Raw genomic sequence first — 23,795 nt, 5'->3', positions numbered from 1 at the left:
TTATTTCAGACCGGAAGTGGCGATGCCTTCGACCAGGTATCGCTGCATGAAGATGAAGAAGACGAGCAGTGGCACCAGCGACAGGCCCGACATGGCGAGCAGTTCGCCCCAGGATGAGCCGCCCGTCGAATCCATGAACTGGCGCAGGGCCAGCGGCACGGTGGTCAGGTCGGGGCTGGAGATGTAGATCAGCTGGGCAAGGAAGTCATTCCAGGTCCAGATGAACGTGAACGTGGCGGTCGTGGCGATCGCCGGCTTGAGCAGCGGCACCACCAGGTGGACGAACGTGCGCACCGGCCCAGCCCCGTCGACATAGGCGGCCTGGTCGAGTTCACGCGGCAGCCCGCGGATGAACTGGTACATCAGGAACACGAAGAACGAGTCGACTGCCAGGAACTTCGGGATGATGAGTGGCAGGTAGGTGTCGACCCAGCCGAGCTTCGAGAACAACACGTACTGCGGCACCAGGGTCACGTGGATCGGCACCATCAGCATGCCGAGCATCAGCGCGAACAGCACCCGCCTGAACGGGAACTCGAGCCGGGCGAAGCAGTAGGCAGCCGCTGAACAGGCCAGCACATTGCCGATGATGGCAAGGGTGGCCAGCAGCACCGAGTTCAGCAGGTAGCGACCGAACGGGTAGGTCAGTTGGTTCCAGCCGTTGAGGTAGTTGTCCAGGGACAGGTCGGACCAGGCGAGCGGCCCCCCACCGAAGATCTTGTCGGTGGGCAGCAGTGAACTGGTGAACAGCCAACCCAACGGGTAGAGCATGATGACCAGGGCGGCAATCAGCAAGGAATGCTTGAAGAGCACCTCGACGGTGCGCAGGGCGAAGTGCCTAGTCGTCGGCATTGAACACCCACAATCGGGCCAGGCCGAAGTTCACTGCGGTGAACAGGGCGGTGATGAGCAGCAGGATCCAGGCCATGGCCGAGGCATAACCCATCCGCAGGTTGCCGAAGCCTTCCTGGTAGAGGTAGAGCGAATAGAGCAGCGTGGAATCGGCGGGGCCACCCTTGCCGCTGCTGACGATGAACGCGGGGGTGAAGGCCTGGAAGGCGTGGATGAACTGCAGCACCATGTTGAAGAACACGATCGGGGTCAGCAGCGGCAGCGTGATGGTGAAGAACCGCCGCGCCTTCGAGGCACCGTCGACCTCGGCGGCCTCGTACAGCTCGGCCGGGATCTGGCGCAGCGCAGCCAGGAAGATCACCATCGGTGAGCCGAACATCCACACGTTCAGGGCGATGAGCGTCCACAGTGAATAGCGGGGGTCGGCCAGCCAGTCGGGGCCGGCCACGCCCACCTGGGCGAGCACCTTGTTGACCATGCCATCGAGCCCGAACACCTGCCGCCACAGGATGGCAATGGCGACCGAACCGCCCAGCAGTGACGGCAGGTAGAACAGGGCACGATAGACCGACAGCCCCCGGATGCCGCGGTTGAGGAAGACCGCCAGCACCAGCGCGAAGAGCAACTGCAGCGGCACTGACACGAAGGTGTAGATGCCGGTGACCACCAGCGACTGGCGAAAGCGTTCGTCCTCAAAGAGCAGGGTGCTGAAGTTGTCCAGGCCCACGAAGGTGGGGCTCGACAGCAGTGGGTAGTCGGTGAAGGACAGCGCGAGCGAAGCCAGGATGGGCAGCAGGGTGATGCCGACCACCCCCAGCAGCCACGGTGACAACAGCAGCAGCGCAGCGCGGCGCTGCTGCTGGGCCATGCCGCCGTGGCGGGGCCCGGGGCGGGTCACGGTTGTCGTCATGCGCCGGCCAGGGCGCTCACCTTGGTGGTGAACTCGTCGGCAGCGGCCGCCTTGTCGGCGCGCTTGAAGACGACCGATTCGTAGAGGCGCGTGAACGTGGTCAGCATTTCGCCGCCACCCGGCGGCACGATGCGTGGCACCGGGTGCAGGGCGCCCTCGGCGGCCTTGTGGTAGGCGAGCACGGCCTGCTCGACCGGCTTGAGGGACGAGTTGATGGCTGCGGCGGCAGTGGTGCTGGCGGGTGCGCCGCGTTCCATGCCGATCTGCGCGGCGGACTCGGGCGCGGTGATCAGGAAGGCCAGCAGCTCAGCAGCCTTCTTCGGGTCCTTCGCCTTGGCGCTCACGCTGAGCAGCATCGCGGCGTGCTGGAAGCGCCCGGGGTGGCCCTTCTCGTTGGGTGGGGCGAGCAGGGTGATGTCATCGACACCGAGACCTGCGAAGATCACGGCCTCGGACGACCAGCGGTAGTCGAGCACCGCGGCCTTGGTCACCAGCGCGGCCAGCTCGGTGCCGCCATTGGCCATCTTCGAAGTGGTGGACGGGTCGGTGACAATTTTCGCGTTCGACCAGGCCAGGGTCAGGTCCCAGAACGCGATGAGGTCGTCCGCGCTGAACCCGGCAGCCTTCTCGCCGTACAGCGACTTGCCCTGCTGGTGCAGCCAGGTCTCGAAGTTCTCGATGGACATGCCGGGGTCGACCGAGGCGGGGATGCCTGCCTTGTCGGTGACGTCGGACAGGAAGTCGCCATAGGTCTGCCACGACATGCCGGTCAGGTCGATCGCGGGGTCAACGCCAGCCTTCTCGAGGCCGGCCTTCGAGGCCAGGACGCTGCGCATGTTCACCGTCCACGGCACGGCGGTGACGGGGCCGCTGTCGGGCAGGCTGCCCTTGGCCATCGACGTCAGGTCGATGGACTTCTCATCGATGAGGGCGCGCAGATCGTGCAGTGACGAGCTCTTGACGTACTGGCCCTGGTAGGCCTCGGACATCTGCAGCAGGTCGGGCGGGTTGCCCCCGGCGACCTGGGTGCTCAGCTTGTCCCAGTACTGGGTCCAGTCCATGAACTCGGTCTGGATGTCGAGGCCGGAGTTCGCCTTCTTGAACTCGGCCAAAGCCTTCTCGGTGCGCTCGGCGCGGCCGGCGTTGCCCCACCAGGTGAAGCGCAGCGTGTTGCCCGACGAAGCGGTCTGTGAGCAGCCGGCGACGACCGCAGCGGTGGCCAGGGCCCCGGCGGTCATGAGGAACGTCCTGCGTGTGGTCATGTTGATCCCAACCTCCTTGTTGATGGATGCAATCCATTGCAGAGAAGCAAACAGCAACCGAATGCATCACGTCAAGGGGTTGGTCGGAACCTGTGCTGGTGGGTGAGTCCGCTAGGCTGCCAGCCGTCGCGAGGGGCGTTAGCTCAGCCGGTCAGAGCAGGGGGCTCATAACCCCTGGGTCGCGGGTTCGAGCCCCGCACGCCCCACATGTCGCGCCAGCCCAGCCGGCCCAGCGGTGTGCATCGACCGCGCCAGAACCACCCGTTTCGGGCGATTCCGGCGCGGTCGATGCACGCTGCTGTGCCGACTCGAGCCTCAGAGCTTCGAGGCCACCTCGTACGCGTCCCAGATGGCGTACATGATGTTGGACGTCTGCCGCGCATCACCGATCAGGTGGCGGGGCGCTGACGCCTTGCTGATGGTTCGACGCTACGCCTGTGTTCTTCACAAGAGGGGTGGGGCGCTCAATTCGAGGACGCCCGTGGCGGTGTCAGGTGAGCCGTGCGGGGGTCGGTGTCCTGTTCAGAGGCCCAGCTTCCTGGCGAGCTTTGCGAGGTCGTCCGACATGTGTGCGACCATTTGACCGAGAGTGTCGGTCTTTCCGTCCTGGTCGAGGTCGCGGCCATAGGTGGCGCCATTGGCTGCCACGGCCAGGGCGTCCTTGATAGCAGGGTTCTTGAGTGCATTGAGCATCAGCAGGTCAAAGGTTTCCTGGTTCATGTCAGGCTCCTGGGGCGATATGTTTGTGGGTGTGATGCCGCCGAGTTGCTCGTGGCACCAGTCGGCACCCTCGGACCAGCTGCGCAGCGGGTTCACGCGCGGGCCGTCGTCGGGGCCATCGCTGGCCAGCCCGTTGCGTCCGCGCTTGTAGGAGTCCACCTGGTCTGCGGCGCCCGACGCGAGGTGCGGACAGCCCACCAGTACGAGGTGGGTGTGGTGGGGGAAGGCGGCACTCTGCGCGGGGGTGCGGTGCCAGGCCGCAGAACCGGCCTCGCGCAACAAAGTGATGACCTTGTCAGAGAATTGTCGCAGGTCGAGTACGCCACCGCCGTCATGGGTGCCTGCGGAAGCAGTGACTGCGCCCCCCGAAAAGCTGCCCTGGGAAACGTCGAGCGTCTCATTGATCAAGCGCCGCTTGAGGGCCATGGCGTTGACCAGCGGCCACCATTCCTGCAGGCAGGAACAGCCGGTGAATGAGCCGCCGGGGTAGGTGATGGTGACGGGCATCTGGGGGTCCTTCCTGCGGTCGCCGGGTCTCATGTATGACGAGCATCACAGGCGCGGGGTGATACGTGCAGCCGGGCTGGTAGGGGTGCGGGGTGGTGGCCAGACGGGCCCCGGCCAGACAAGTTGAAACCGCAACGACCATTCCGACCTGTGAGACATGCATTTCTGTTCAGTGCCCCGGCCGAGTTAGCGTCGCAGCCATGTTCATCGCCGTCACCCGCCCCCACGTGGACTTCGGCCGCGTCGGGACCGCGCAGTGTCGGTGCCACATGCGCTGAGGCCGGCTACCTGGCCCGCCGGGACCTGCGCAGTTGGCGCCGTCCCACCCCGCCCCTCGTGGGCACCTCGCGTCCTGGGGATCACCCTGCCCATGGGGCGACCTGTTCCCTCAAACCCTCGTTCCTCACTCTTCGTGGAGACTCATCATGATCATTTCTGGACTCGCGCTCGGCGTCGTGCTGGGCTTCGTCTTCCAACGCAGCCGCTTCTGCGTCACCGGAGCCTTCCGTGACGTGTGGCTCAGCCGTTCCTTCCGCTGGCTCACCGCCTTCCTGCTGGCCATCCTCGTGCAGGCCGTGCTTGTGCAAGGGCTGCTCGGCCTCGACCTGATCACCGCAGGCGTGCCGAAGATCGCCTGGCTGGGCGTCATGGGCGGTTCGTTCCTGTTCGGCATCGGCATCGTGCTGGCCGGCGGTTGCGCCACCGGTACGTACTACCGCTCGGGCGAGGGCCTGATCGGCTCCTGGATCGCCCTGCTGTTCTATGCCGCCACCGCGGCCTTCATGAAGTACGGCGCGCTGAAGCCCCTCAACGACTGGGCCCGGTCGAACGCCTCCGAGGCCACCACCATCCACGGCAGCCTCGGCATCAGCCCGTGGCTGCTCGTCGGCATCCTCGCCGTGGTCACCGGCTGGGCGATCTACCGCCAGACGGCCCGCAAGACGGCGGTGGCCACCCTGAAGCCGCGCCGCCGGGGGCTCGCAGGCCTGCTGCTTGATCGTCCATGGACGCCATGGGCCGGCGCGATCGCCGTCGGCGTCCTGGCCGCCGTCGCCTACCCGCTCTCGAATGCGACCGGACGAAATGCAGGGCTCGGCATCACGACCCCCTCGGCCAACATCGTGCAGTTCCTGGCGACGGGCGACCCGAAGTACATCGACTGGGGCGTGCTTTTCGTGCTCGGCCTCATCCCGGGCTCATACATCGCGGCGAAGCTGTCGGGGGAGTTCCGGCTGCGGGCACCCGATGCCCGCACGGCGATCCGCGCCATCGGTGGCGGCGTGCTGATGGGCGTCGGTGCCTCGATCGCCGGCGGTTGCACGATCGGCAACTCGCTGGTGCAGACCGCCCTGTTCGGCTGGCAGGGCTGGGTGGCCTTCCTGTTCACGTTCCTGGGTGTGGGTGTCGCCGCACGCCTGTTCATCAGAACACATCGCCGTGCTGGCGCCGTCCCCACGCTGCTGCCTGCCAACGCGCCCGCAGGGCAGGACACCGCCACGCCCCAGGCGACGCTCACCCGCATCTGACCACCATCCCCACTGAACTGACAGGAGATTCCCATGGCAATCCTCGACGGACTGTTCAAGAAGAAGACCGAGCCCGCGAGTGCGGTCAGCCCCATCGACGTCGCGGCCGACGGCCGGGACGACGCCCCGGCCCGCTACCGGCTCGACACACTCGGGCAGGTCTGCCCGTTCCCGCTGGTCGAGGCGAAGCAGGCCATCGCAGGGCTCAACCCGGGTGATGAGCTGGTGATCGATTTCGACTGCACCCAGGCAACGGACTCGATCCCGAACTGGGCCGCCGCTGCCGGGCACCCCGTGACCCATTTTGAGCAGGTCGGTGACGCCAGCTGGACGATCACGGTGAAGAAGGGCCACTGACCGCCTGCACCCGCTCGAATTGCCCCTGAACGCAACAGTTGCCCTGGTGCCGACACCAGGGCAACTGTTGCGTTGTAGGGCAACGCGTGGCAGGTCGTTGGACGAGGCACTGGCCGCCGGTGCTTTTGCAGCGCCCGCCCCTCAGCGTCCCAGCGAACCGTACGTCCGCTTCGCCTGCTCCAGCGCTGCGACATAGCCGGCCCGCTGGTAGGCATCCTCGTCGTCGTGGCGCACCGCCAGCAGGCCGCGCACCTCGTCGACCGAGGCGTGGCCGCGTTCGGCCAGCCAGCGCTCGAGCCCCTCGAGCAACCTGAGCCCATGGTCGGGGCCATGCCTGACGAGCGCCGAGGTGGTCATCACCACGTCCGCACCGGCGAGCAGCCCGCGCACGACGTCGTGCCAGGTCGCCACCCCGGACGACGCCGCCAACGATGCCTTGACCCGGCCACGCAGCGCGGCGATCCAGGTGCGGGGCAGCCGGCCTTCGGGCTGGGACGACAGCACCACCCCGGGTTCCAGGCTCAGGCTGTGGATGTCGATCTCGGGCTGCAGGAACCGGTTGAACAGCACCAGTCCGTCGGCCCCGGCCGCATCGAGCCGTCGACACATGTGCCCGACCGAACTGAAGTACGGCGACAACTTCACCGCCACCGGCACCTGCACGGACTGCTTCACCGACTCGAGGATGTCGACATGGCGCTGCTCGACCTCATGGCCAGGCACTGTCGTGTCGCCGACCACGAAATAGATGTTCAACTCAATGGCGGCAGCACCGGCGTCCTGCAGCTGGCGCGCGTACTGGGTCCAGCCGCCCCGCGTCGAGCCGTTGATCGAGCCGATCACCGGCACCCCCGAGACCTTGGCGCCGGCCTCGAGCAGGTGCAGGTAGGCATTCGGCACGTCGCCGTCGGCACCACCGTCGGGCAGGTTCGGAAAGTACGACAGCGCCTCACCGAATGCGTCAGCATGCAACCCCTCGAGCAGCTCATCGGCTTCGGCTTGCCGGCGGATCTGCTCCTCGAACACCGAATGCAGCACGACGGCCGACACGCCTCCATCGACGAGCGCCTTGATGCCGTCCACACCCTGCTGCAGCGGCCCCGCCGAGGCCACCAGCGGGTTGCGCAGCTGCAGCCCCAGATAAGTGGTCGACAGGTCCATCAGGAATCCCTCCTCGCATCGGCGGCGAAGGCGTCCGCGCCGCGCACCGCCATCTCTTCATAGGCACGCCACCGGCGATCGACTGCCTCCTGGCCCAACCCGAGCAACCGGTCGGCCTCGGCCGGGTCGGACTTCGCCAGCATCCGGAAGCGAAGTTCCTTGCTGCGGTAGTCCTTCAGCGGGAACCGTGGGCGGGGGGAGTCGAGCAGGAACGGGTTGCCGCCCTCGTCACGGATCACCGGGTTGTAACGCATCAGCGGCCAGTGGCCGGAGTTCACGGCCAGGTACTGCTGGTCCAGCCCCTTGCGCATGTCGATGCCATGGGCGATGCAGTGGCTGTAGGCCAGGATCAGCGACGGCCCGTCATAGGCCTCGGCCTCACGGAAGGCCTTCAGGGTCTGCTGCGGGTCCGCACCCATGGCGATGCGGGCGACGTAGACGTTGCCGTAGGCGATCGCCTGCATGGCCAGGTCCTTGTCCTGGGTCGTCTTGCCGGCCGTCGCGAACTTGGCCACGGCACCCAGCGGCGACGCCTTGGACGCCTGTCCGCCGGTGTTGGAATAGACCTCGGTGTCGAGCACGAGCACGTTCACGTCGCGGCCGGAGGCCAGCACGTGGTCGAGGCCGCCGGAGCCGATGTCATAGGCCCAGCCGTCGCCACCGACGATCCACACCGAGCGGCGGATCAGGTGGTCGACCACCGAATGCAGGTTGTTGAGCCGTTCGACCAGCACCGGGTCGGTGGCGGTCTGGCCCAGGCGCGCCAGTTCGACCTTCAACCGGTCGACCCGCGCCCGCTGGTAGGCGAAGTCCGACTCGGTGAACTGGGGTGCACCGAGCAGTGCGTCGAGCAGTTCGTCGTCGACCAGTCCCCGTAGTTCGCCGGTCATCTTGCGTGCCTGTGTCGTGTGGACGTCCGCAGCCAGCCTCAGGCCGAGCCCGAACTCCGCGTTGTCCTCGAACAGGCTGTTGGCCCAGGCCGGTCCACGGCCCTCGGCGTTCCTGGCCCACGGGGTGGTGGGCAGGTTGCCGCCATAGATCGACGAACAGCCCGTCGCATTCGCGACGGTGGCCCGGTCGCCGAACAACTGGGTCAACAGCTTCAGGTAGGGCGTCTCGCCACAGCCCGAACAGGCCCCCGAGAACTCGAACAGCGGTTCGAGGAACTGGGTGCCGCGCACCGTGCCGAAGTCGACGCGGGTGCGGTTGTTCATCGGCAGCGTCTCGAAGAACTCGATGTTGCGCTTCTCGGCCTCGAGCCGTGGCGCGACCGGGGTGAGGTTGATCGCTTTCTGGTGCGGCAGGCCCAACGGCGAGACCGGGCAGGCCTCGGTGCACAGCCCACAGCCGGTGCAGTCCTCGGCATAGACCTGCAGCGTGTAGCGGGTGTTGGGCAGGCCGGCCGCTTTGAGCTCTGCAGATGGGAACCCTTCCGGTGCCCCGACCAGCTCTTCGGGGGCGAAGAACTTCGACCGGATCACCGAATGCGGGCAGACGAACGAGCAGTTGCCGCACTGGATGCAGGCCTCGGGGTCCCATTCGGCCACGATCTCTGAGATGTTGCGCTTCTCGTACTTGGTGGTCGCCGACGGGTAGGTGCCGTCGACCGGCAGCGCGCTCACCGGCAGCGTGTCGCCCCGGTCGGCCATCATCACGGCGGTGACGTTGCGGACGAAGTCAGGCGCGTCGGCCGGTACCGGGTTGCGCAGGCCATGGTCAGCGGTGACCTGGCCCGGCACTTCGACGCGGTGCAGGTGCTCGACGGCGGCGTCGACCGCGGCGTGGTTCTTGCGCACCACGTCCTCGCCCTTGCGTGAATAGGACTTGGTGATCGAGGCCTTGATGCGGCTCAACGCCTCGTCGCGGGGCAGCACCCGCGAGATCGCGAAATAGCAGGCCTGCAACACGGTGTTGGTGCGGCTGCCCATGCCGGCATCGCGGGCCACCCGGGTGGCATCGATGACGTGCACCTCGATGTCGTGGGCCAGGATCGTCTGTTGCATGGGGCGCGGCAGCCGGTCCCAGACCTCGTCGGGCCCATAGGGGCTGTTCAGCAGCAGCACGGTGCCGGGCCCGGCGCAGTCGAGCACATCGATGTTCTCGAGGATTGACCAGTGGTGCACGCCGATGAAGTCGGCCCGGTCGACCAGGTAGGGCGCCGTGATCGGTGAGGGTCCGAACCGCAGGTGCGAGGTCGTCCGCGAACCCGACTTCTTGGAGTCGTAGACGAAATAGCCCTGCGCATACCGGTCGGGGTCCATGCCCAGGATCTTGATGGTGTTCTTGTTCGCACCGACCGTGCCGTCGGAGCCGATGCCGTAGAACACGGCCCGGCTGGTGCGGCCGTCGTCAATCTCGAGGCGCGGTGCGTAGTCGATCGACAGGTGGGTCACATCATCACGGATGCCCACGGTGAACCGGGGGCGGGGGGAGTCCTTCGCGAGTTCGTCGAAGACGCCGACGACCATCGCGGGCGTCAGGTCCTTCGAGCCCAGCCCGTAGCGGCCACCGAAGACCTTGGGCATGGTGGCGCGGTGCCCGGCTGCGAAGGCCTCGCCGAGGGCGCTGACGACGTCGAGGAACAGCGGTTCGCCACCCGAGCCCGGCTCCTTGGTGCGGTCAAGCACGCCGATGCGTTGCACCGAGCTGGGCAGCGCGGCGAGCAACTGCGCGGTGGGGAAGGGCCGGTACAGGCGCACATTGACAATGCCCACCCGGCGCCCCTGCGCAGCGAGGTGTTCGACGGTGGCCCGGGCCGTCTGCACCGCCGAGCCCATGAGCACCAGCACCGTCTCGGCCCGGGGGTCGCCGTGGTACTCGACAAGGTCGTACCGGCGGCCGGTGCGTTCAGCGAACCGGTCCATGGCCTCGCGGACGATGCCCGGCACCTTCAGGTACCAGGGGTTCGCGGTCTCGCGCCCCTGGAAGTACACGTCGGGGTTCTGTGCCGTGCCCCGGATGAACGGGTGCTCGGGGTCGAGCGCCCGGCGGCGGTGCTCGCGCACCAGTTCTTTCGGCACCAGCGCACGCAGGTCGTCGTCGCTGAGCATCTCGACGGTGTTCAGCTCATGTGAGGTGCGGAACCCGTCGAAGAAGTGCAGGAAGGGTACCCGCGAGCGCAGCGTCGCCATTTCGGCGATCGCGGCCATGTCGTGTGCCTCTTGCGGTGAGTCGGACGACAACAGCGCGAAACCCGTCTGACGCACCGCCATCACGTCCTGGTGGTCGCCGAAGATCGACAGGCCCTGGGTGGCCAGGGCGCGGGCCGCGACATGGAAGACGGTCGAGGTGAGCTCACCCGCGATCTTGTACATGTTCGGGATCATCAGCAGCAGGCCCTGCGAAGCGGTGAACGTGGTGCTCATGGCACCACCCTGCAGCGCACCGTGCATGGCGCCGGCCGCTCCGGCCTCGGACTGCATCTCGACCACGGTCGGCACGGTGTCCCAGACATTGCGCCTGCCGTGGGCCGACCACTCGTCGCACAGCTCGGCCATGGTCGAGCTGGGGGTGATCGGGTAGATCGAACAGAGTTCGTTGAGGCGGTAGGCGACAGATGCGGCCGCCTCGTTGCCGTCGATGATGGCGCGCATGGTCACAGCCCCTTCCTGGTGATTTCCTCGTGGGCGCTGGCGGCCTCGGCAAGTTCTGCGGGCAGCTCCACGCCCTCGGGCACCATGACGATGGCCTGCACGGGGCACTGGTCGGCGCACGTGGCACAACCGGTGCACTTGTCGTAGTCGAAGCGGTAGCGGTGGTCGGTGCCGAGCTTGATGACTGCGTCCTCGGGGCACGCCCCCAGGCAGCCGTCGCATTCGAAACAGTTGCCGCACGACAGGCAGCGCTGGGCCTCGAACAGCGCCTCGTCAGGGGTCAGTCCCGCGACGATCTCGCCAAAGTGGGCCACCCGCTCGTCAACATCGGCCTCGACCTGGCCGCGGCGCGAATCGCTGTCGCGGAAATACCACAGGTTCATCTGGCCGAACTCGACCACGGGGTGCTTGGCCGTGGGGGCCAGGTGGCCCGAGGTCAGGTACAGGTCGATGTTGCGGGCCGCTCGCTTGCCGTGGCCGGTGCCGACGGTGACCGTGCGCTCGGATGGCACGGCATCGCCGCCCGCGAAAATGCCGGGGGCGTCCGACATCAGCGTGTCGGGGTCGACCTGCAGGGTGTCGTCCTCGAAGCGCAGGCCCGGGATGTTGTGCAGGAATCCGGTGTCGGGCTTCTGGCCGACGGCCATGATCACGGTGTCGGCGTCCAGCTTCTCGAACCGGCCGGTCCCACGCGGGCGCCCGGACTCGTCCAGTTCCATGATCTCGACGGTGATGTCGTCGCCGACATCGGTGATCGTCTGCAACCAGTTGATGTGCACACCCTCGGCTTCCGCGGCCACGGCCTCGTCCTCGTGGGCCGGCATCTGGCCGCGGGTGCGCCGGTAGATGATGGTGGCCTCGTCGGCGCCGAGGCGACGCGCGGTGCGGGCTGCGTCCATGGCCGTGTTGCCACCGCCGTAGATGGCGACCTTGCGCCCGATCGTGGGACGCGCCCCACCGGCGACGGTGCGCAGGAAGTCGACGGCATCGACCATCTTGGACGCATCCTGGGCCGGGATGTCGACCTTCTTGGACAGGTGCGCGCCGATGGCGATGAAGCAGGCATCGAAGCCACCCTCGCGGATCTCGGCGGCGAGGTCGTGCACCGGGTGGTTGCAGGTGATGACGACCCCGAGGTCGCGGGTGAGCCGGGCGATCTCGGCATCGAGCACATCGCGGGGCAAGCGGTATTCGGGGATGCCCCAGCGCATCATGCCCCCCGGTGCCTCAGAGGCGTCGCGGATCTCGACGTGGTGGCCCAGCCGGGCCAGGTGGCAGGCTGCCGACAGCCCGGACGGACCGGCGCCGATGACCAGCACCTTCTTGCCGCTACTGCGTTCGGGCTTCTCGAACGTCCAACCGTTCTCGATGGCCAGGTCGCCCAGGTAGCGCTCGACGCCGTGGATCGAGACGGACTCATCGAGGTCGGCGCGGTTGCACACGGTCTCGCACGGGTGGTAACAGACGCGTCCGTGCACGGCCGGGAACGGGTTGTCAGCGGTCAGCTGGCGCCACGCATCCTCGGTGCGGCCGAGTTTGATGAGGTACAGCCAGCGCTGGATGTTCTCACCGGCAGGGCACCCCGCATTGCAGGGCGGCAGCATGTCGACGTAGAGCGGGCGGCGGGTGCGTTGGGGGCTGACACGCCCCCGGGTGCTGCCCAGATCGGGCAGTTTGGTCACGTCATTGCGACTCTGCATGGCGCCACCGTACTACCGGCTGTCGTAGTGCCTGCGGGTGGGGGTGGGGTCAGGCGCGGACGTCCTCGGCCAGCAACAGTTCGATCTGGCGCCCGACGCCGGAATCATCGTGGTCGCCCGCCACCGGGAAGTCGTGCAGCAGCGGGTGGGCCTGCAGCATGCGGAACGGACGACCGACCGCAGTGAGCATTGACAAGTCGTTCGGCATGTCGCCGAACGCCGCCACATCGGCGGGGTCGATGTCGATCTCGTGCAGCAACGTCAGCAGCCCGGTGCCCTTCGAGACCCCGGTGCGGCTGATCTCGAGCAGCCCGTGGTCGGCGGCATACGACCACGTCGTGGTCATCCGGTCACCGACGAGTGGCGTGACCTCGGCCGCCAACAACTCGGTGTTGATGCCCTCGCCGCGCACCAACAGCTTCACGGGGGAGTGTCGCTCGATGGCCTGTTCGACCGAGTCCTCGACCACCAGGTGGCGACGGTCGCCGCGCACGTCGAAGGCGGCATCCACGGCATACCCCTCGAGCAGTTCGACGCCGACCGAGAACCGGTGGTCGGCGGCCCGCACATCGGCGACGACCTCGAGGGTGCTGGCGACGTCCAGCAGGTCGGCGGACAGCACCCGGGCATGGTGCAGGTCGTAGCGCACGGCCCCATTGCTGGCCAGCACGAGGGGGTCGGCGTCGAGCAGCGGGGTGAGCACGTCGAGCCACCGCCAGGGACGACCGGTCGCGAAGATCACCTGGACACCCTGCGCGGCCGCCCGCAGCACGGCGTCGATGTTGCGCTGCGAGGCCACCCCGTCGGCACCCAGGAAGGTGCCGTCGAGGTCAGTGGCGACGGCGCGCACCGGTGTCTGCACCATGTCAGAGCTTCCGGTTCGGGGTCGGTGAGCCGCCGCCCGACTGCGAGCCCGAGGCATCGGGAGAGGCAGACATCGACGGACTGCTGGACCCGGTCGTCTGCCCGCCGCTGCTGCTCTGGCTGGGGGAACCCGAACCGGACGATTCCGACGGCGTCTGTGAACCCGACTGGGACGGTGACTGTGAATCCGACGGTGACTGTGAATCTGACGGCGACTGGGAATCCGACGGTGACTGCGAATCGGATGGCGGCGGTGACTGCGACTGCGAATCGCTCGGCGGCGGTGACTGCGAATCACTCGGCGGCGGGGGAGTCGAGATGGGCGGTGTGGGTGGCTGGGGTGGGGTGTTCTGGAACGCCAGCACCGAGATCAGCAGCGCCATCGCCGCCAGCAGGATCGCCAGCAGCCAGGCCACCAGCGTCGAGACCCAGCCCGCACGGTCGAGGCGCCCCGGCCACGGCAGCGGCCACAGTCGGCTCGTGCCCGGGGTGGTGTTGTGCAGCCAGTGCAATTGGTAACCGGGGCCGCTGGGGGCACCCAGCAGCCGCGTGCGGGACAGGTCGACCTGGCTGAGCAGCCGGTTGGCCTCGGCCACGGCGTTCGGTGAGCCGTCATAGGCCAGCGCCACCCAGGGGGCCTGCGGCCGGGTGGCGGCATCGGGCGAGGTGTCCGGCACGTACTTCTCGGCGAGCCGGCCGAAGTCCTGGCCTTCACCGCCACGGGCCACGACGGTGTCGAGGTGCATCATGTTGACCTCGCCGGCGAACCGGTCGCGGGCGGCCGAATCGCCCGCGGCGCCAGCCGCGAGCACCACCAGCATCACGCTGGTGCCGTCGTCGTCATGGGCTGCATAGGCCACCCCGGACGGGGTCGCCGCCAGCCGGGCATCGAGCCAGTAGTCGGCGATCTTCGGCGGGTCGGCGCTGACCAGGGGCGTCGCGAGCACGACGGGGCCGGTCGGCGGCTGCGGGGGGCCCATCGGCGGCTGGCCCGGTGCTGGTACGGGCGGCATGTGCTGGTCAGACATCCCCCCTAGTTCACCACATCGCCAGCGCAGCTCAAGTGTGCGTGACCACGGGCGCGCTATCGTGGCACACGACACCAACCCACAGGAGTTCTCTTGAGCACGTCCGTTCCGTCGTCGGGTTCGATGACCACCCAGCAGGCAGCGAAGCTCGTCGGTGAGGCCATCGGCCAGGTGCAGCGGGTGATCGTGGGTCAGGAACACATGGTCGAGCAGCTGATGGTCGGCCTGCTGGCCAAGGGCCACATCCTGCTCGAGGGTGTGCCGGGTGTCGCCAAGACCCTTGCCGTGCGCAGTTTCGCCACCGTCGTCGGCGGCTCGTTCGCGCGCGTGCAGTTCACCCCCGACCTGGTGCCGTCAGACATCGTGGGCACCCGCATCTACTCGGCGTCCAAAGAAACATTTGACATCGAACTCGGGCCCGTCTTCGTGAACTTCGTGCTGGCGGACGAGATCAACCGCGCACCCGCCAAGGTGCAGTCGGCGATGCTCGAGATCATGGCCGAGAAGCAGGTGTCGATCGCCGGCAAGACCTACCCGGCGCCGTCGCCGTTCATCGTGATCGCGACGCAGAACCCGGTCGAGTCCGAGGGTGTCTACCCGCTGCCCGAGGCCCAGCGTGACCGCTTCCTGCTCAAGGTCGACGTCCCCTACCCCCGCGGCAACGAGGAGTTCGAGATCCTGCGCCGCATGAGCGTGAAGCCGCCGACGGCCAACCCGGTGCTGAACCCCGACCTGGTGCTGCAGTTGCAGGACCTGGCCTCGAATGTGTTCGTGCACAACCTGGTCGCCGAGTACATCGTGCGACTGGTGCTGGCGACCCGCACCCCGGCCGAGTTCGGCATGCCCGACCTGACCAATGTCATCCAGATCGGCAACTCGCCGCGTGCGACGCTGGGCCTGACCGCTGCTGCGCGTGCGCTCGCGCTGATCCACGGGCGCGACTACGTGCTGCCCACCGACGTGCAGGCCGTGGCCAAGGACGTCATGGCCCACCGCCTGGTGTTGGGCTTCGATGCGGTGGCCGACAACATCGAGCCCGCCCAGGTGGTCGAGCGCATCCTTGCCATGGTGCCGCCGCCCACCCCGGTGTGGAACCAGCAGCAGCGCCAGGCCAGCCATGGCCAGCAGCGCCACGCCCCCGAGTTCCGGAACTGAGCTGGATGACGAACTTTCCACCGCCGCAGGGGCGCCCCATCGCCGGCCCGCCACCTGGCGGTGGACCGGCCGGCCCTCCGCGCCAGCAGCCTGACTTCGCGCCGCCGACCAGCGGCGGACTGTTCGGCCCGCGCCCCGACCTGGGCGTCGCCATGACCGTCCTCAAAGAGCCCACCGGGCCGTCGGTGCCGCTGTCGAAGCTGGCCCCCGAGGCGGCGCTGCGCCGCCTCGAGCTCACCGTCGTGCGCCGACTCGAGGGCTTTCTGCAGGGCGACCACCGTGGCCTGCTGCCCGGGCCCGGCACCGACCCCAATGACGCCCGGCTGTACCAGCCGGGCCAGGACGACGTGCGCAAGATGGACTGGGCCGTCACCGCCCGCACCACCGAACCGCACGTGCGCGACACCATCGCCGACCGTGAGCTCGAGGTGTGGGCGCTGCTCGATGTGACCCCGTCGATGAACTGGGGCACCGAGGGCATCACCAAGCGCGACCTGGGCATCGCCGCCATCGCCACCATCGGGTTCCTGAGCCAGAAGATGGGCGACCGGTTCGGCGGCATGATCATGCGCCAGGACTCGATCAGGCGCATCCCGGCCCGCTCGGGTCGTACCGCGCTGTACGGGTTGCTGCGCCGCATGCTCGACGAGCCCATCGTCCCCGACCACGCAGAGGGTGACATGACGCTCGAGGCGGGCATCGAGCAGTTGGTGCGCACCCAGCGCCGCCGTGGCATGCGGGTGGTGGTTTCCGACTTCCTCACCCCGGGCGACTCGGAGCTCGACCCCAACGTCGAACCCGAATGGGAACGTTCGCTGCGGCGCCTGTCGGTCAAGAACCAGGTGCTGGCCATCGAGGTGGTCGACGCCCGCGAGCTGGATTTCCCCGATGTCGGTGAGATGTTGATCAAAGACCCCGAATCGAACTTTGCCCGGTATGTCAACACCTCGGACGAGGCCGCCCGTCGCCGCATGAACGCCGCGAGCAAGGCACAGCGCGAACGCGTGCGGGTGGCCCTGCGCCGCGCCGGTGTGGGGCACATCCAGTTGCGTACCGACAGAGACTGGGTGCAGGACATTGCACGCTTCGTGCTGTCCTACCGCCGCACCGCCGGCATGCTGCACACGCCACCGCAGGGAGTCGCCCGATGAGCATGATCCCCCAGATCACCTGGCCCGACTTCGCCGCGCCCGACCGCCTGTGGGTGCTGCTGGTGATCCCGCTGCTGGTGATCGGCTACCTGGTCGCGTTGCGGCTGCGCAAGAACACCGGCATGCGCTACACGAACACCGGCATCCTCGGCAAGATCCTGCCGAAGCAGAGCTCGTGGCGCCGCCACGTCGCCGTCGCCATGGTGCTGTGCTCGCTGGTGGCACTGTCGTTCGCGTGGGCGCGTCCCCAGGGCGTCGAGAAGGTGCCGCGCGAACGCGCGACCATCGTGGTGGTCATCGACGTGTCGTTCTCGATGCAGGCCACCGACGTCAAACCCAACCGGTTGGACGCCGCCAAGCAGGCGGCCACCGAGTTCGTGGCCTCGCTGCCGGCCAGCTACAACGTGTCCATCGTCGCGCTGTCCGGGTCGCCGGCGATCAAGATGCCGCCGAGCACTGACCGCGGCACCATCAACCGTGCGATCCAGGCCCTCGAGTACGAGGAGTCGACGGCGATCGGCAACAGCATCCAGACGGCGCTCAATGCGCTGAACATGGCCCCGCCCAGTGACGACGGCAAGCCGGCGCCGGGCGCAATCGTGCTGCTGACCGACGGCCAGAACACCGTCGGCCAGTCACCGGGTCAGGCGGCCGAGCAGGCCAAGCAGCGCAACGTCAAGATCTACACGATTGCCTACGGCACCCAGACGGGCTATGTCGACATCGACGGCAAGCGTGAACGCGTCGCGCCCGACGTGCAGCTGCTCAAGGACATCTCGTCCCACACGGGCGGCAAGTCGTGGACGGCCGACTCGGCGAACGAACTCAGCTCGGTCTACAAGGACGTGCGCAGCGAGGTCGGCTATGAAGAGGTGAAGGTCGAGATCACGGCCCAGTGGGCCTTCTATGCGCTGGCCTTCGCGGTGGTGGCGGCACTCGGGGCCGTCTCGATGGCTGCGAGGTGGCCCTCATGAGTCTCGAATTCATGCTGCCGCAGCGGTTGTGGTGGCTGCTGGTCGTGCCCGCGATCGGTCTGTTGTACCTCTACCTCAATTCACTGCGGCCGCGCTCGCGCAAGCGCGCGTCCAAGCTTGACCTGGTGCTGCCGCGCGACAAGGCGTGGAAGCGCCACGTCGCGGTGCTGACCGCCCTGTTGGCGATCGCCTCACTCGTGGTCGCCTACGCCAAGCCGAAGGACTTCACCGAGGTGCCGCGTGAGCGGGCCACGGTGGTACTGGCCATCGACGTGTCGCGTTCGATGATGGCCGAGGACGTCGAACCCAACCGACTCGAGGCCGCGCAAGTGGCGGCCAAGGACTTCCTGGGCCTGCTGCCCAAGGGCTTCAACGTGTCGCTGGTGGCATTCTCGGGCACGGCGTCGCTCGTGGTGCCACCGACCACCGACCGCGGCGTGGTCTCACGGGCGATCGACGGGCTCGAACTGGCGCCCTCGACGGCGATCGGCGACGGCATCTACGAGAGCCTCGATGCGCTCAAGCTCGTGCCACCCGACCCGAACGACCCCAACAGCACCGCGCCGGCCGCGATCGTACTGCTCTCGGACGGCGCCACCAATACAGGGCGCTCGTCGCTGCAGGCCGCACGGGACTCGAAGAAGCAGGGCGTACCGATCTATACCATCGCCTACGGCACCGCGACGGGTTACGTCGAGGAGCGGGGCGTGCGCCAGCCGGTGCCGGTGAACCACCGCGAGCTCGCGGACGTGGCTGATGCCTCAGGCGGCAAGAAGCTGTCGGCTGCCAGCGACCGCGAACTCGCTCAGGCCTACCAGGAGATCGCACGCTCGATCGGTTATGAGAAGGTCTACGTCGAGGTGACCGAGCGCTATGCCGGGTGGGCGCTGTTGTTCGGCATCCTGGCGGCGCTGGCGACGATGTCGCTCGCGGCGCGCTGGCCCTAGAGCCAGCTGAGCGGCGGCAGATCATCGGCCGTCTCGAGCCCCCACAGTTGCACGTAGAACGCGTGTTCGGCCAGCAGTGCCCGACGGCGGGCGTCCATTGAGCGGAAGCCGTGGCCCTCGCCCTCGAACATCACCAGGGCCACGGGCTGTCCGGCTGCCTTCACCGCATCGGCCATCGAGCGTGCCTGCCCCGGGGGCACGACCAGGTCATCAGTGCCCTGCAGGATCAACATCGGTGTCGCCAGCTTGTCGACATGCAGGATGGGCGACCGGTCGGCATAGACCTGCTTCGCCCCGGGCCAGGGGCCCACGAGCCCGTCGAGGTAGCGCGACTCAAACTTGTGCGTGTCGGTGGCGAGCATCCCCAGGTCGCCGATGCCGTAACGGCTCACACCCGCGGTATAGGTGCTGGTCGTCACGAGTGATTGCAGCGTCGTGTACCCGCCCGCGCTTCCGCCGGTGATCGCGACCCGTGCTGCGTCAATGCGGCCCTTGTCGATCAGGTCCTCGACGAGGGCGCGGCAGTCGTCCACGTCGACGATGCCCCAGGCGCCGCGCAGCCGGTTGCGGTAATCGCGACCGAACCCGGTCGAACCGCCGTAATTGACGTCGAGCACGGCGAAGCCGCGGCCGGTCCAGTACTGCACCTTGGCCGACCAGTCCGGCAGGGCCATGGCCGTGGGGCCGCCGTGGCTCATCACGATCAGCGGCGGCAGCGCGTCGTCGAGGGCCGCGGTCGGTGCATGCAACCAGCCTTGCACCCCGCCGTGGGGGCTGTCGGCCCAGATTGCCTCGGGTGCCCGCACGCCTGCCTGGTCGGGCGTGGGTCCGGCGGTGGCAAGCGTGGTCATCGCGCCCGATCCCGGGTCGAGCCGGACGACCTCAGCCGGTCGATTCGTGAAGCCCAGCACGGCCCACACCGCATCGTCGCTGGCGGCGAGCGACGACACCCCGGCCAGGTGGGGCACCGGCACGACGTGCTCAGCGGCATCGTCGAGGGCGGCCGTGACAATCTGGGCCTGGCCCTCGCGGTAGCGCAGCCCGACCACGACACGGGGGTCGGCGGGCGGCCAGGCGGCCCAGGTGTTGTTGCCAAGGGTCCACATCGGGTCTTCGTGGTCGTACAGCGTCTTGCTGATCGCCCTGGTGGTCGGCGTGGTGCCGTCGTGGCCGTTGATGTGCAGGCGCCAGTTCCAGAACCCGGACCGGTCGCTGACGTACATCAGGCCGGCGGGGGTCCAGCGCGGGTGCAATGCCGAGGTGCCCTCGCTGACCACCTGCTCGCCGCCGAGGTTTCGACCGCGGGTGCCCAGCAGGGCGGTGTGCAGTTCGGTCTGGTCCCATGGCATGTTCGGGTGGTCCCACTGGCACCAGGCCAGCACGTCGTCGTCCGAGAGTTCGGGGTCGGAGTAGAAATCGGCCCCCTCCACGAGCGTCCACGGCGTGCGCGGGGCAGGGTCATCGGCCGTGGGCAGGTCGACGGCGACGATGCGCGTCACAGGTTCGGTGGGCCCGGCGTCGGTGCCGACGCCGGTGTGGTCCTCGGCGATGGCCAGCAGCAGGTTGCGGCCCAGGTGCAACCGCAGGTCGCCGTAGCGCACGTCGGGGTTTGGCTCTGTGAGAGGGGCCCACACGCCGTCGCGCAGCAGCCACAGCTGCCGCGTGCGGTCGTCGCAGGCAGCCACCGCGCCCCCGTCGGCTGACCAGGCGCCGCCGCCGTATTCCATGACCCGGCTTCGCACGTCGAGCTGCGGTGAGAGCTCGACGGCCGGCTGCTCGCCCACTGCCGGCGCCGTGCCCGTGGTCAGCCGCATGATCGTGCCGCGCCCGTTGTCGGTGGGCCGGTTCTCGAGCCACAGCACATCGGTGCCGTCGGTGCGCACCTCTGACAGCCCGAGACCGGCGGCAAGCACCTGGTCGACGCTGATGGGGGCCGTGGCGGGCAGGGCGGGGGAGCCGGGGGCAGACGTCATGGACCCCACCCTAGAGCGTGGGGCAGTGCGGACCGGTCGCGCGCGCCTCAGACGTTGTGCAGCATGCGCACCGGTTCGCGCCAGCCCATGATCGCCTCGAACATGCGCACCACGTCGACCGAGGCGGCGACGTCGTGCATGCGCAGCACCCGGGCGCCTGCCATCAGGCACCACATCGCTGCGGCCAGTGAACCCGGCACCCGTTCGCCCCGAGGACGGTCGAGGGTCTCGCCGATGAAGTCCTTGTTCGACACCGCGGCCAGCACAGGGTGGCCGAGCATGGCCAGTGTCCCCAGCTCGCGGGTGACCTGCAGCGTGTCGTGGGTGTTCTTGTTGAGGTCGTGGCCCGGGTCGACCAGCACCTGGTCGGCACGCACCCCCGCTGCCAGCGCGTCGGCCACCCGGGACGCCAAGGTGTCGCGCACCTGGCCGGTGACGTCGTCGTAGTGCGGGTGGTCGAGCCACTGGTGCGGTGCCGCCAGTGAATGGGTGATCACCACGCTCGCCCCCGACCGGGCGATGACCCCGGCCATGCCCGGGTCACTCAGGCATGAGGTGTCGTTGATCACGCCGGCCCCCGCGGCGACCGCAGCAGCAGCCACACTGGCGCGCGTGGTGTCGACCGAGACCACCACGTCGCTGCGGCTCGTGATCGCCTCGACCACCGGCAGCACCCGTTCGGCCTCTTCGTCTGCCGAGATGTCCGGTGTCAGCGGTGAGAACGGCACCCCGCCGATGTCGACCCAGTCGGCGCCCAGGTCTGCCGCGGCCAGGCAGGCGTCCACAGCCTTGTCGAGCGCGAACGTGGCGCCGCGGTCGTGAAAGCTGTCCGGCGTCCGGTTGACCACCGCCATCACGGCGGCCTGACGGCTGAAGTCAAACGTGCGCGCCCCGATGCGCCGCACTGGCACGTCAATCACTGGCATCACGAGGGGCAGGGGGGCAGACGTCACGCCTGCATCCTAGGGGCTCGGCCAATCTGGTGTGGCCCAACCAATTGCCGTCCGCCCCGTTCCGGGACATACTGGGGCCAGACAACGCGCAGGCCACCTGCCCACGTTCTTGCTCCACGAACCCGACTGCTGGGGAAGGCACATCAGGTTCACGAGGAGGAACTGTGTTGGGTATGACCCGTGGCATCGTCTGGATCCACTCAGCGCCTTCGGCACTGTGCCCGCACATCGAATGGGCACTCGGGGGCGTCCTTGGCGTACCCCAGAACCTGTCGTGGACGCCCCAGCCGCTGGAACGCGGCAGCTATCGCACCGAGTTGAGCTACCAACACCACCCGGGCACTGCGGCGGCCATCGCCTCGGCGTTCAAGAAGTGGGGTCGCATGAGGTTTGAGGTCACCGAAGAGCCCAGCGCGGGGCACGACGGCCAGCGCTACAGCTACACGCCGACACTCGGCGTCTTCCGCGCGGGCATCGGCGTGCACGGTGACCTGCTCATCGGCGAAGACCTGCTGCGGGCCGCGCTGCAGTCGTCCGAACCCGGTCTCGAGCGGCGCGTGCAGGCGCTGCTGGGTGGGGCATGGGACGACGAACTCGAAGCATTCCGCCATGCCGGCGACGACGCATCCGTGCGCTGGCTGCACCACGTGGGCTGAGTCACCCCTCAACCCGGCAACAGACAAGGGACCGGCGGATGGCCGGTCCCTTGTGCTGTCGGGGTGCGTGGTGTGTCGCGTCAGCAGCGAACTCAGAGGCTGCGGTTCTGGTGCTGGTTGGTCACCGCGATGCAGACGTTGTGCCCGCCGAAGCCGAAGCTGTTGTTCAGGCCGGCCAGGTCGCCCTCGGGCAGCTCGGTCACCTGGGTGGCGACCTTGATGGGCAGGTCAGGCTCGAGGTTCTCGATGTTGATCGTGCCCGGGGCCGTGCGCTGGTTCAGCGCCATCAGCGTGGCGAACGTCTCGACGGCACCGGCGCCACCCAGCAGGTGCCCGGTCATCGACTTGGTGCCGCTCACCCAGACATCGTCGGCAGCTGCACCCAGCGCCGCACGGATCGAGCCGGCCTCGGCGGTGTCGCCCTGCGGGGTCGAGGTGGCGTGGGCGTTGACGTGGGCGATGTCGCTGGCCTCGAGCTTGGCGTCGCGCAGCGCAGAGAGCATCGCCTTGGCCTGGCCGGTACCCGACGGGTCGGGCTGCACGATGTCGTGGCTGTCGGCGGTGATGCCGGCACCGGCGAGGGTGCCATAGATCTTCGCGCCGCGGGCCTGGGCATGCTCCAGGGTCTCGATGACCAGCAGGCAGGCGCCCTCACCGAGCACGAAGCCGTCGCGCCCGGTGTCCCAGGGGCGCGAGGCGGTCTCGGGGTCGTCGTTGCGGCGCGACAGCGCCTGCATCTGGCCGAATGCGGCGAGCGGCAGCGGGTGGATCACAGCCTCGGTGCCACCGACGACGGCCACGTCGGCGCGGCCCAGACGCAGCATGTCGACGCCTTGGGCGATCGCCTCATTGGACGAGGCGCAGGCCGAGACAGGGGTGTGCACCCAGGCGCGCGCCCCCAGCTTCAGGCCGATCTCGGCGGCGGGCGCATTGGCCATGAGCATCGGGATGGTGAACGGGCTCACGCGGCGGTGGCCCTTCTCTTTCTGGATGTCCCACTGGCCGAGCAGCGTGTGCAGCCCACCGATGCCCGAGCCGGCGGCGACGGCCAGCCGGTCCTTGTCGAGGTCGTGGTCGAGGGTGAAGCCGGCATCGGCCCAGGCTTCCATGGCGGCGATGACGGCCAACTGGGTCGACCGGTCCCAGCGGCGGGCCTGCACGCGTTCGAGCTTTTCGAAGGGGTCGAGCTTGACCTCGGCCGCGAACTTCGTGGGCAGCTCCTGGGCCCAGTCATAGGGCAGCGTGTGGACACCGCTGCGTCCCTCGAGCAGCGCCTGCCAGGTGCTGCGGGCATCGTCGCCGATCGGGGTGATCGCGCCGACACCGGTGATGACGACTTCGGTCATGGTGTCCTCCGCTGGGAAAGAATGAAAATCGTGGTGCTGGGGGTGTGACGTGGGGGCGTGTGGTGTGGGGGCGTGTGGTGTGAAGCGTCGCGGGGGGGGGGGGGGGGGGGTGGGTTTTCTTTTCCCCCCCCCCCCCCTCCACCGCCATGCAGGCACTCCC

Annotated in this window: 19 protein-coding genes and 1 tRNA gene; 8 read left to right on the top strand and 12 right to left on the bottom strand. The window is 68.2% G+C overall.

Translation table 11 applies throughout. The annotated features are described in order from the left end of the window. From ACQCX5_RS03055 to ACQCX5_RS03045, 3 genes are read right to left on the bottom strand one after another with little or no spacing between them, the layout of a single operon-like run. Nucleotides 1-852 carry a carbohydrate ABC transporter permease gene (locus ACQCX5_RS03055; protein WP_434540502.1) on the bottom strand — a complete coding sequence of 284 codons (852 nt, stop codon included), beginning with the start codon at nucleotides 850-852 and terminating at the stop codon, nucleotides 1-3. Then, nucleotides 839-1,762 (bottom strand): carbohydrate ABC transporter permease, encoded by a 924-nt coding sequence (locus tag ACQCX5_RS03050; RefSeq protein ID WP_434540501.1) that lies wholly within the window; start codon nucleotides 1,760-1,762, stop codon nucleotides 839-841. Before ACQCX5_RS03050 ends, ACQCX5_RS03055 begins: the two co-directional genes overlap by 14 nt. Continuing rightward, complete coding sequence (locus tag ACQCX5_RS03045; RefSeq protein ID WP_434540500.1) at nucleotides 1,759-3,024, bottom strand: ABC transporter substrate-binding protein; 1,266 nt, start codon at nucleotides 3,022-3,024, stop codon at nucleotides 1,759-1,761. Before ACQCX5_RS03045 ends, ACQCX5_RS03050 begins: the two co-directional genes overlap by 4 nt. Before the next feature lie 132 nt (nucleotides 3,025-3,156). Here ACQCX5_RS03045 and ACQCX5_RS03040 point away from each other — a divergent pair. Next, nucleotides 3,157-3,230, top strand: a tRNA-Ile gene (locus ACQCX5_RS03040). A 316-nt stretch (nucleotides 3,231-3,546) separates the two neighbouring features. Here ACQCX5_RS03040 and ACQCX5_RS03035 read toward each other — a convergent pair. Further along, a complete protein-coding gene (locus ACQCX5_RS03035; RefSeq protein ID WP_434540499.1) occupies nucleotides 3,547-4,251 on the bottom strand; it encodes a hypothetical protein in 705 nt (234 codons plus the stop codon). Nucleotides 4,252-4,676: 425 nt separating this feature from the next. Between ACQCX5_RS03035 and ACQCX5_RS03030 the strand changes: the two genes are divergently transcribed. Both ACQCX5_RS03030 and ACQCX5_RS03025 read left to right on the top strand, forming a co-directional pair. After that, on the top strand, nucleotides 4,677-5,777 hold the full coding sequence (locus tag ACQCX5_RS03030) for a YeeE/YedE family protein (RefSeq protein ID WP_434540498.1): 1,101 nt from the start codon (nucleotides 4,677-4,679) through the stop codon (nucleotides 5,775-5,777). A gap of 33 nt (nucleotides 5,778-5,810) precedes the next feature. Then, nucleotides 5,811-6,134, top strand: a complete 324-nt coding sequence (locus ACQCX5_RS03025) for a sulfurtransferase TusA family protein (protein ID WP_434540497.1) — start codon at nucleotides 5,811-5,813, stop codon at nucleotides 6,132-6,134. 141 nt (nucleotides 6,135-6,275) lie between these two features. On the opposite strand, the gene ACQCX5_RS03020 is transcribed toward ACQCX5_RS03025, so the two are convergent. Genes ACQCX5_RS03020 through ACQCX5_RS03000 form a run of 5 tightly spaced genes read right to left on the bottom strand, consistent with a single transcriptional unit; the run spans nucleotide 6,276 to nucleotide 14,480 of the window. Then, nucleotides 6,276-7,298: a dihydroorotate dehydrogenase-like protein gene (locus tag ACQCX5_RS03020; RefSeq protein WP_434540719.1), complete on the bottom strand. Its 1,023-nt coding sequence runs from the start codon at nucleotides 7,296-7,298 to the stop codon at nucleotides 6,276-6,278. After that, a complete protein-coding gene (gene nifJ, locus ACQCX5_RS03015) occupies nucleotides 7,295-10,888 on the bottom strand; it encodes a pyruvate:ferredoxin (flavodoxin) oxidoreductase (protein WP_434540718.1) in 3,594 nt (1,197 codons plus the stop codon). Before nifJ ends, ACQCX5_RS03020 begins: the two co-directional genes overlap by 4 nt. A gap of 2 nt (nucleotides 10,889-10,890) precedes the next feature. Continuing rightward, nucleotides 10,891-12,588, bottom strand: coding sequence for an NAD(P)-binding protein (locus ACQCX5_RS03010; RefSeq protein WP_434540496.1), 1,698 nt, complete (start codon nucleotides 12,586-12,588; stop codon nucleotides 10,891-10,893). Nucleotides 12,589-12,637: 49 nt separating this feature from the next. After that, complete coding sequence (locus tag ACQCX5_RS03005; RefSeq protein ID WP_434540495.1) at nucleotides 12,638-13,453, bottom strand: HAD-IIB family hydrolase; 816 nt, start codon at nucleotides 13,451-13,453, stop codon at nucleotides 12,638-12,640. 1 nt (nucleotide 13,454) lies between these two features. Further along, nucleotides 13,455-14,480 (bottom strand): hypothetical protein, encoded by a 1,026-nt coding sequence (locus tag ACQCX5_RS03000; protein ID WP_434540494.1) that lies wholly within the window; start codon nucleotides 14,478-14,480, stop codon nucleotides 13,455-13,457. A gap of 123 nt (nucleotides 14,481-14,603) precedes the next feature. On the opposite strand from ACQCX5_RS03000, the gene ACQCX5_RS02995 reads away from it, so the two are divergent. The 4 genes from ACQCX5_RS02995 to ACQCX5_RS02980 all read left to right on the top strand — a co-directional run bounded on the left by ACQCX5_RS02995 (nucleotide 14,604) and on the right by ACQCX5_RS02980 (nucleotide 18,707). Beyond that, entirely contained in the window at nucleotides 14,604-15,635 is a 1,032-nt protein-coding gene (locus ACQCX5_RS02995; RefSeq protein ID WP_434540717.1) for an AAA family ATPase, read from the top strand. A gap of 152 nt (nucleotides 15,636-15,787) precedes the next feature. Then, nucleotides 15,788-16,786 (top strand): DUF58 domain-containing protein, encoded by a 999-nt coding sequence (locus tag ACQCX5_RS02990; protein ID WP_434540716.1) that lies wholly within the window; start codon nucleotides 15,788-15,790, stop codon nucleotides 16,784-16,786. Beyond that, nucleotides 16,783-17,760: a VWA domain-containing protein gene (locus ACQCX5_RS02985; protein ID WP_434540493.1), complete on the top strand. Its 978-nt coding sequence runs from the start codon at nucleotides 16,783-16,785 to the stop codon at nucleotides 17,758-17,760. The genes ACQCX5_RS02990 and ACQCX5_RS02985 overlap by 4 nt, the downstream gene beginning before the upstream one ends. After that, the gene (locus ACQCX5_RS02980; RefSeq protein WP_434540492.1) at nucleotides 17,748-18,707 is read left to right on the top strand and encodes a VWA domain-containing protein; all 960 of its coding nucleotides are present in this window, start codon (nucleotides 17,748-17,750) and stop codon (nucleotides 18,705-18,707) included. The genes ACQCX5_RS02985 and ACQCX5_RS02980 overlap by 13 nt, the downstream gene beginning before the upstream one ends. On the opposite strand, the gene ACQCX5_RS02975 is transcribed toward ACQCX5_RS02980, so the two are convergent. Together ACQCX5_RS02975 and folP are read right to left on the bottom strand one after the other, a co-directional pair. After that, nucleotides 18,704-20,680 (bottom strand): alpha/beta hydrolase family protein, encoded by a 1,977-nt coding sequence (locus ACQCX5_RS02975; protein WP_434540491.1) that lies wholly within the window; start codon nucleotides 20,678-20,680, stop codon nucleotides 18,704-18,706. The genes ACQCX5_RS02980 and ACQCX5_RS02975 overlap by 4 nt on opposite strands. Before the next feature lie 47 nt (nucleotides 20,681-20,727). Then, nucleotides 20,728-21,633 (bottom strand): dihydropteroate synthase, encoded by a 906-nt coding sequence (folP, locus tag ACQCX5_RS02970; protein ID WP_434540490.1) that lies wholly within the window; start codon nucleotides 21,631-21,633, stop codon nucleotides 20,728-20,730. A gap of 173 nt (nucleotides 21,634-21,806) precedes the next feature. Here folP and ACQCX5_RS02965 point away from each other — a divergent pair, with 173 nt between their 5' ends. Continuing rightward, entirely contained in the window at nucleotides 21,807-22,289 is a 483-nt protein-coding gene (locus ACQCX5_RS02965) for a DUF3145 domain-containing protein (protein ID WP_434540489.1), read from the top strand. 92 nt (nucleotides 22,290-22,381) lie between these two features. Here the strand turns inward: ACQCX5_RS02965 and ACQCX5_RS02960 are convergent, their stop codons facing one another. Then, nucleotides 22,382-23,635, bottom strand: coding sequence for a beta-ketoacyl-[acyl-carrier-protein] synthase family protein (locus ACQCX5_RS02960; protein ID WP_434540488.1), 1,254 nt, complete (start codon nucleotides 23,633-23,635; stop codon nucleotides 22,382-22,384). Nucleotides 23,636-23,795: the final 160 nt, after the last annotated feature.

This window comes from Aestuariimicrobium sp. G57 (assembly GCF_050110855.1).
In the GTDB taxonomy this organism is placed as follows: domain Bacteria; phylum Actinomycetota; class Actinomycetes; order Propionibacteriales; family Propionibacteriaceae; genus Aestuariimicrobium.
This window is presented reverse-complemented; position numbering and strand designations above follow the sequence as displayed.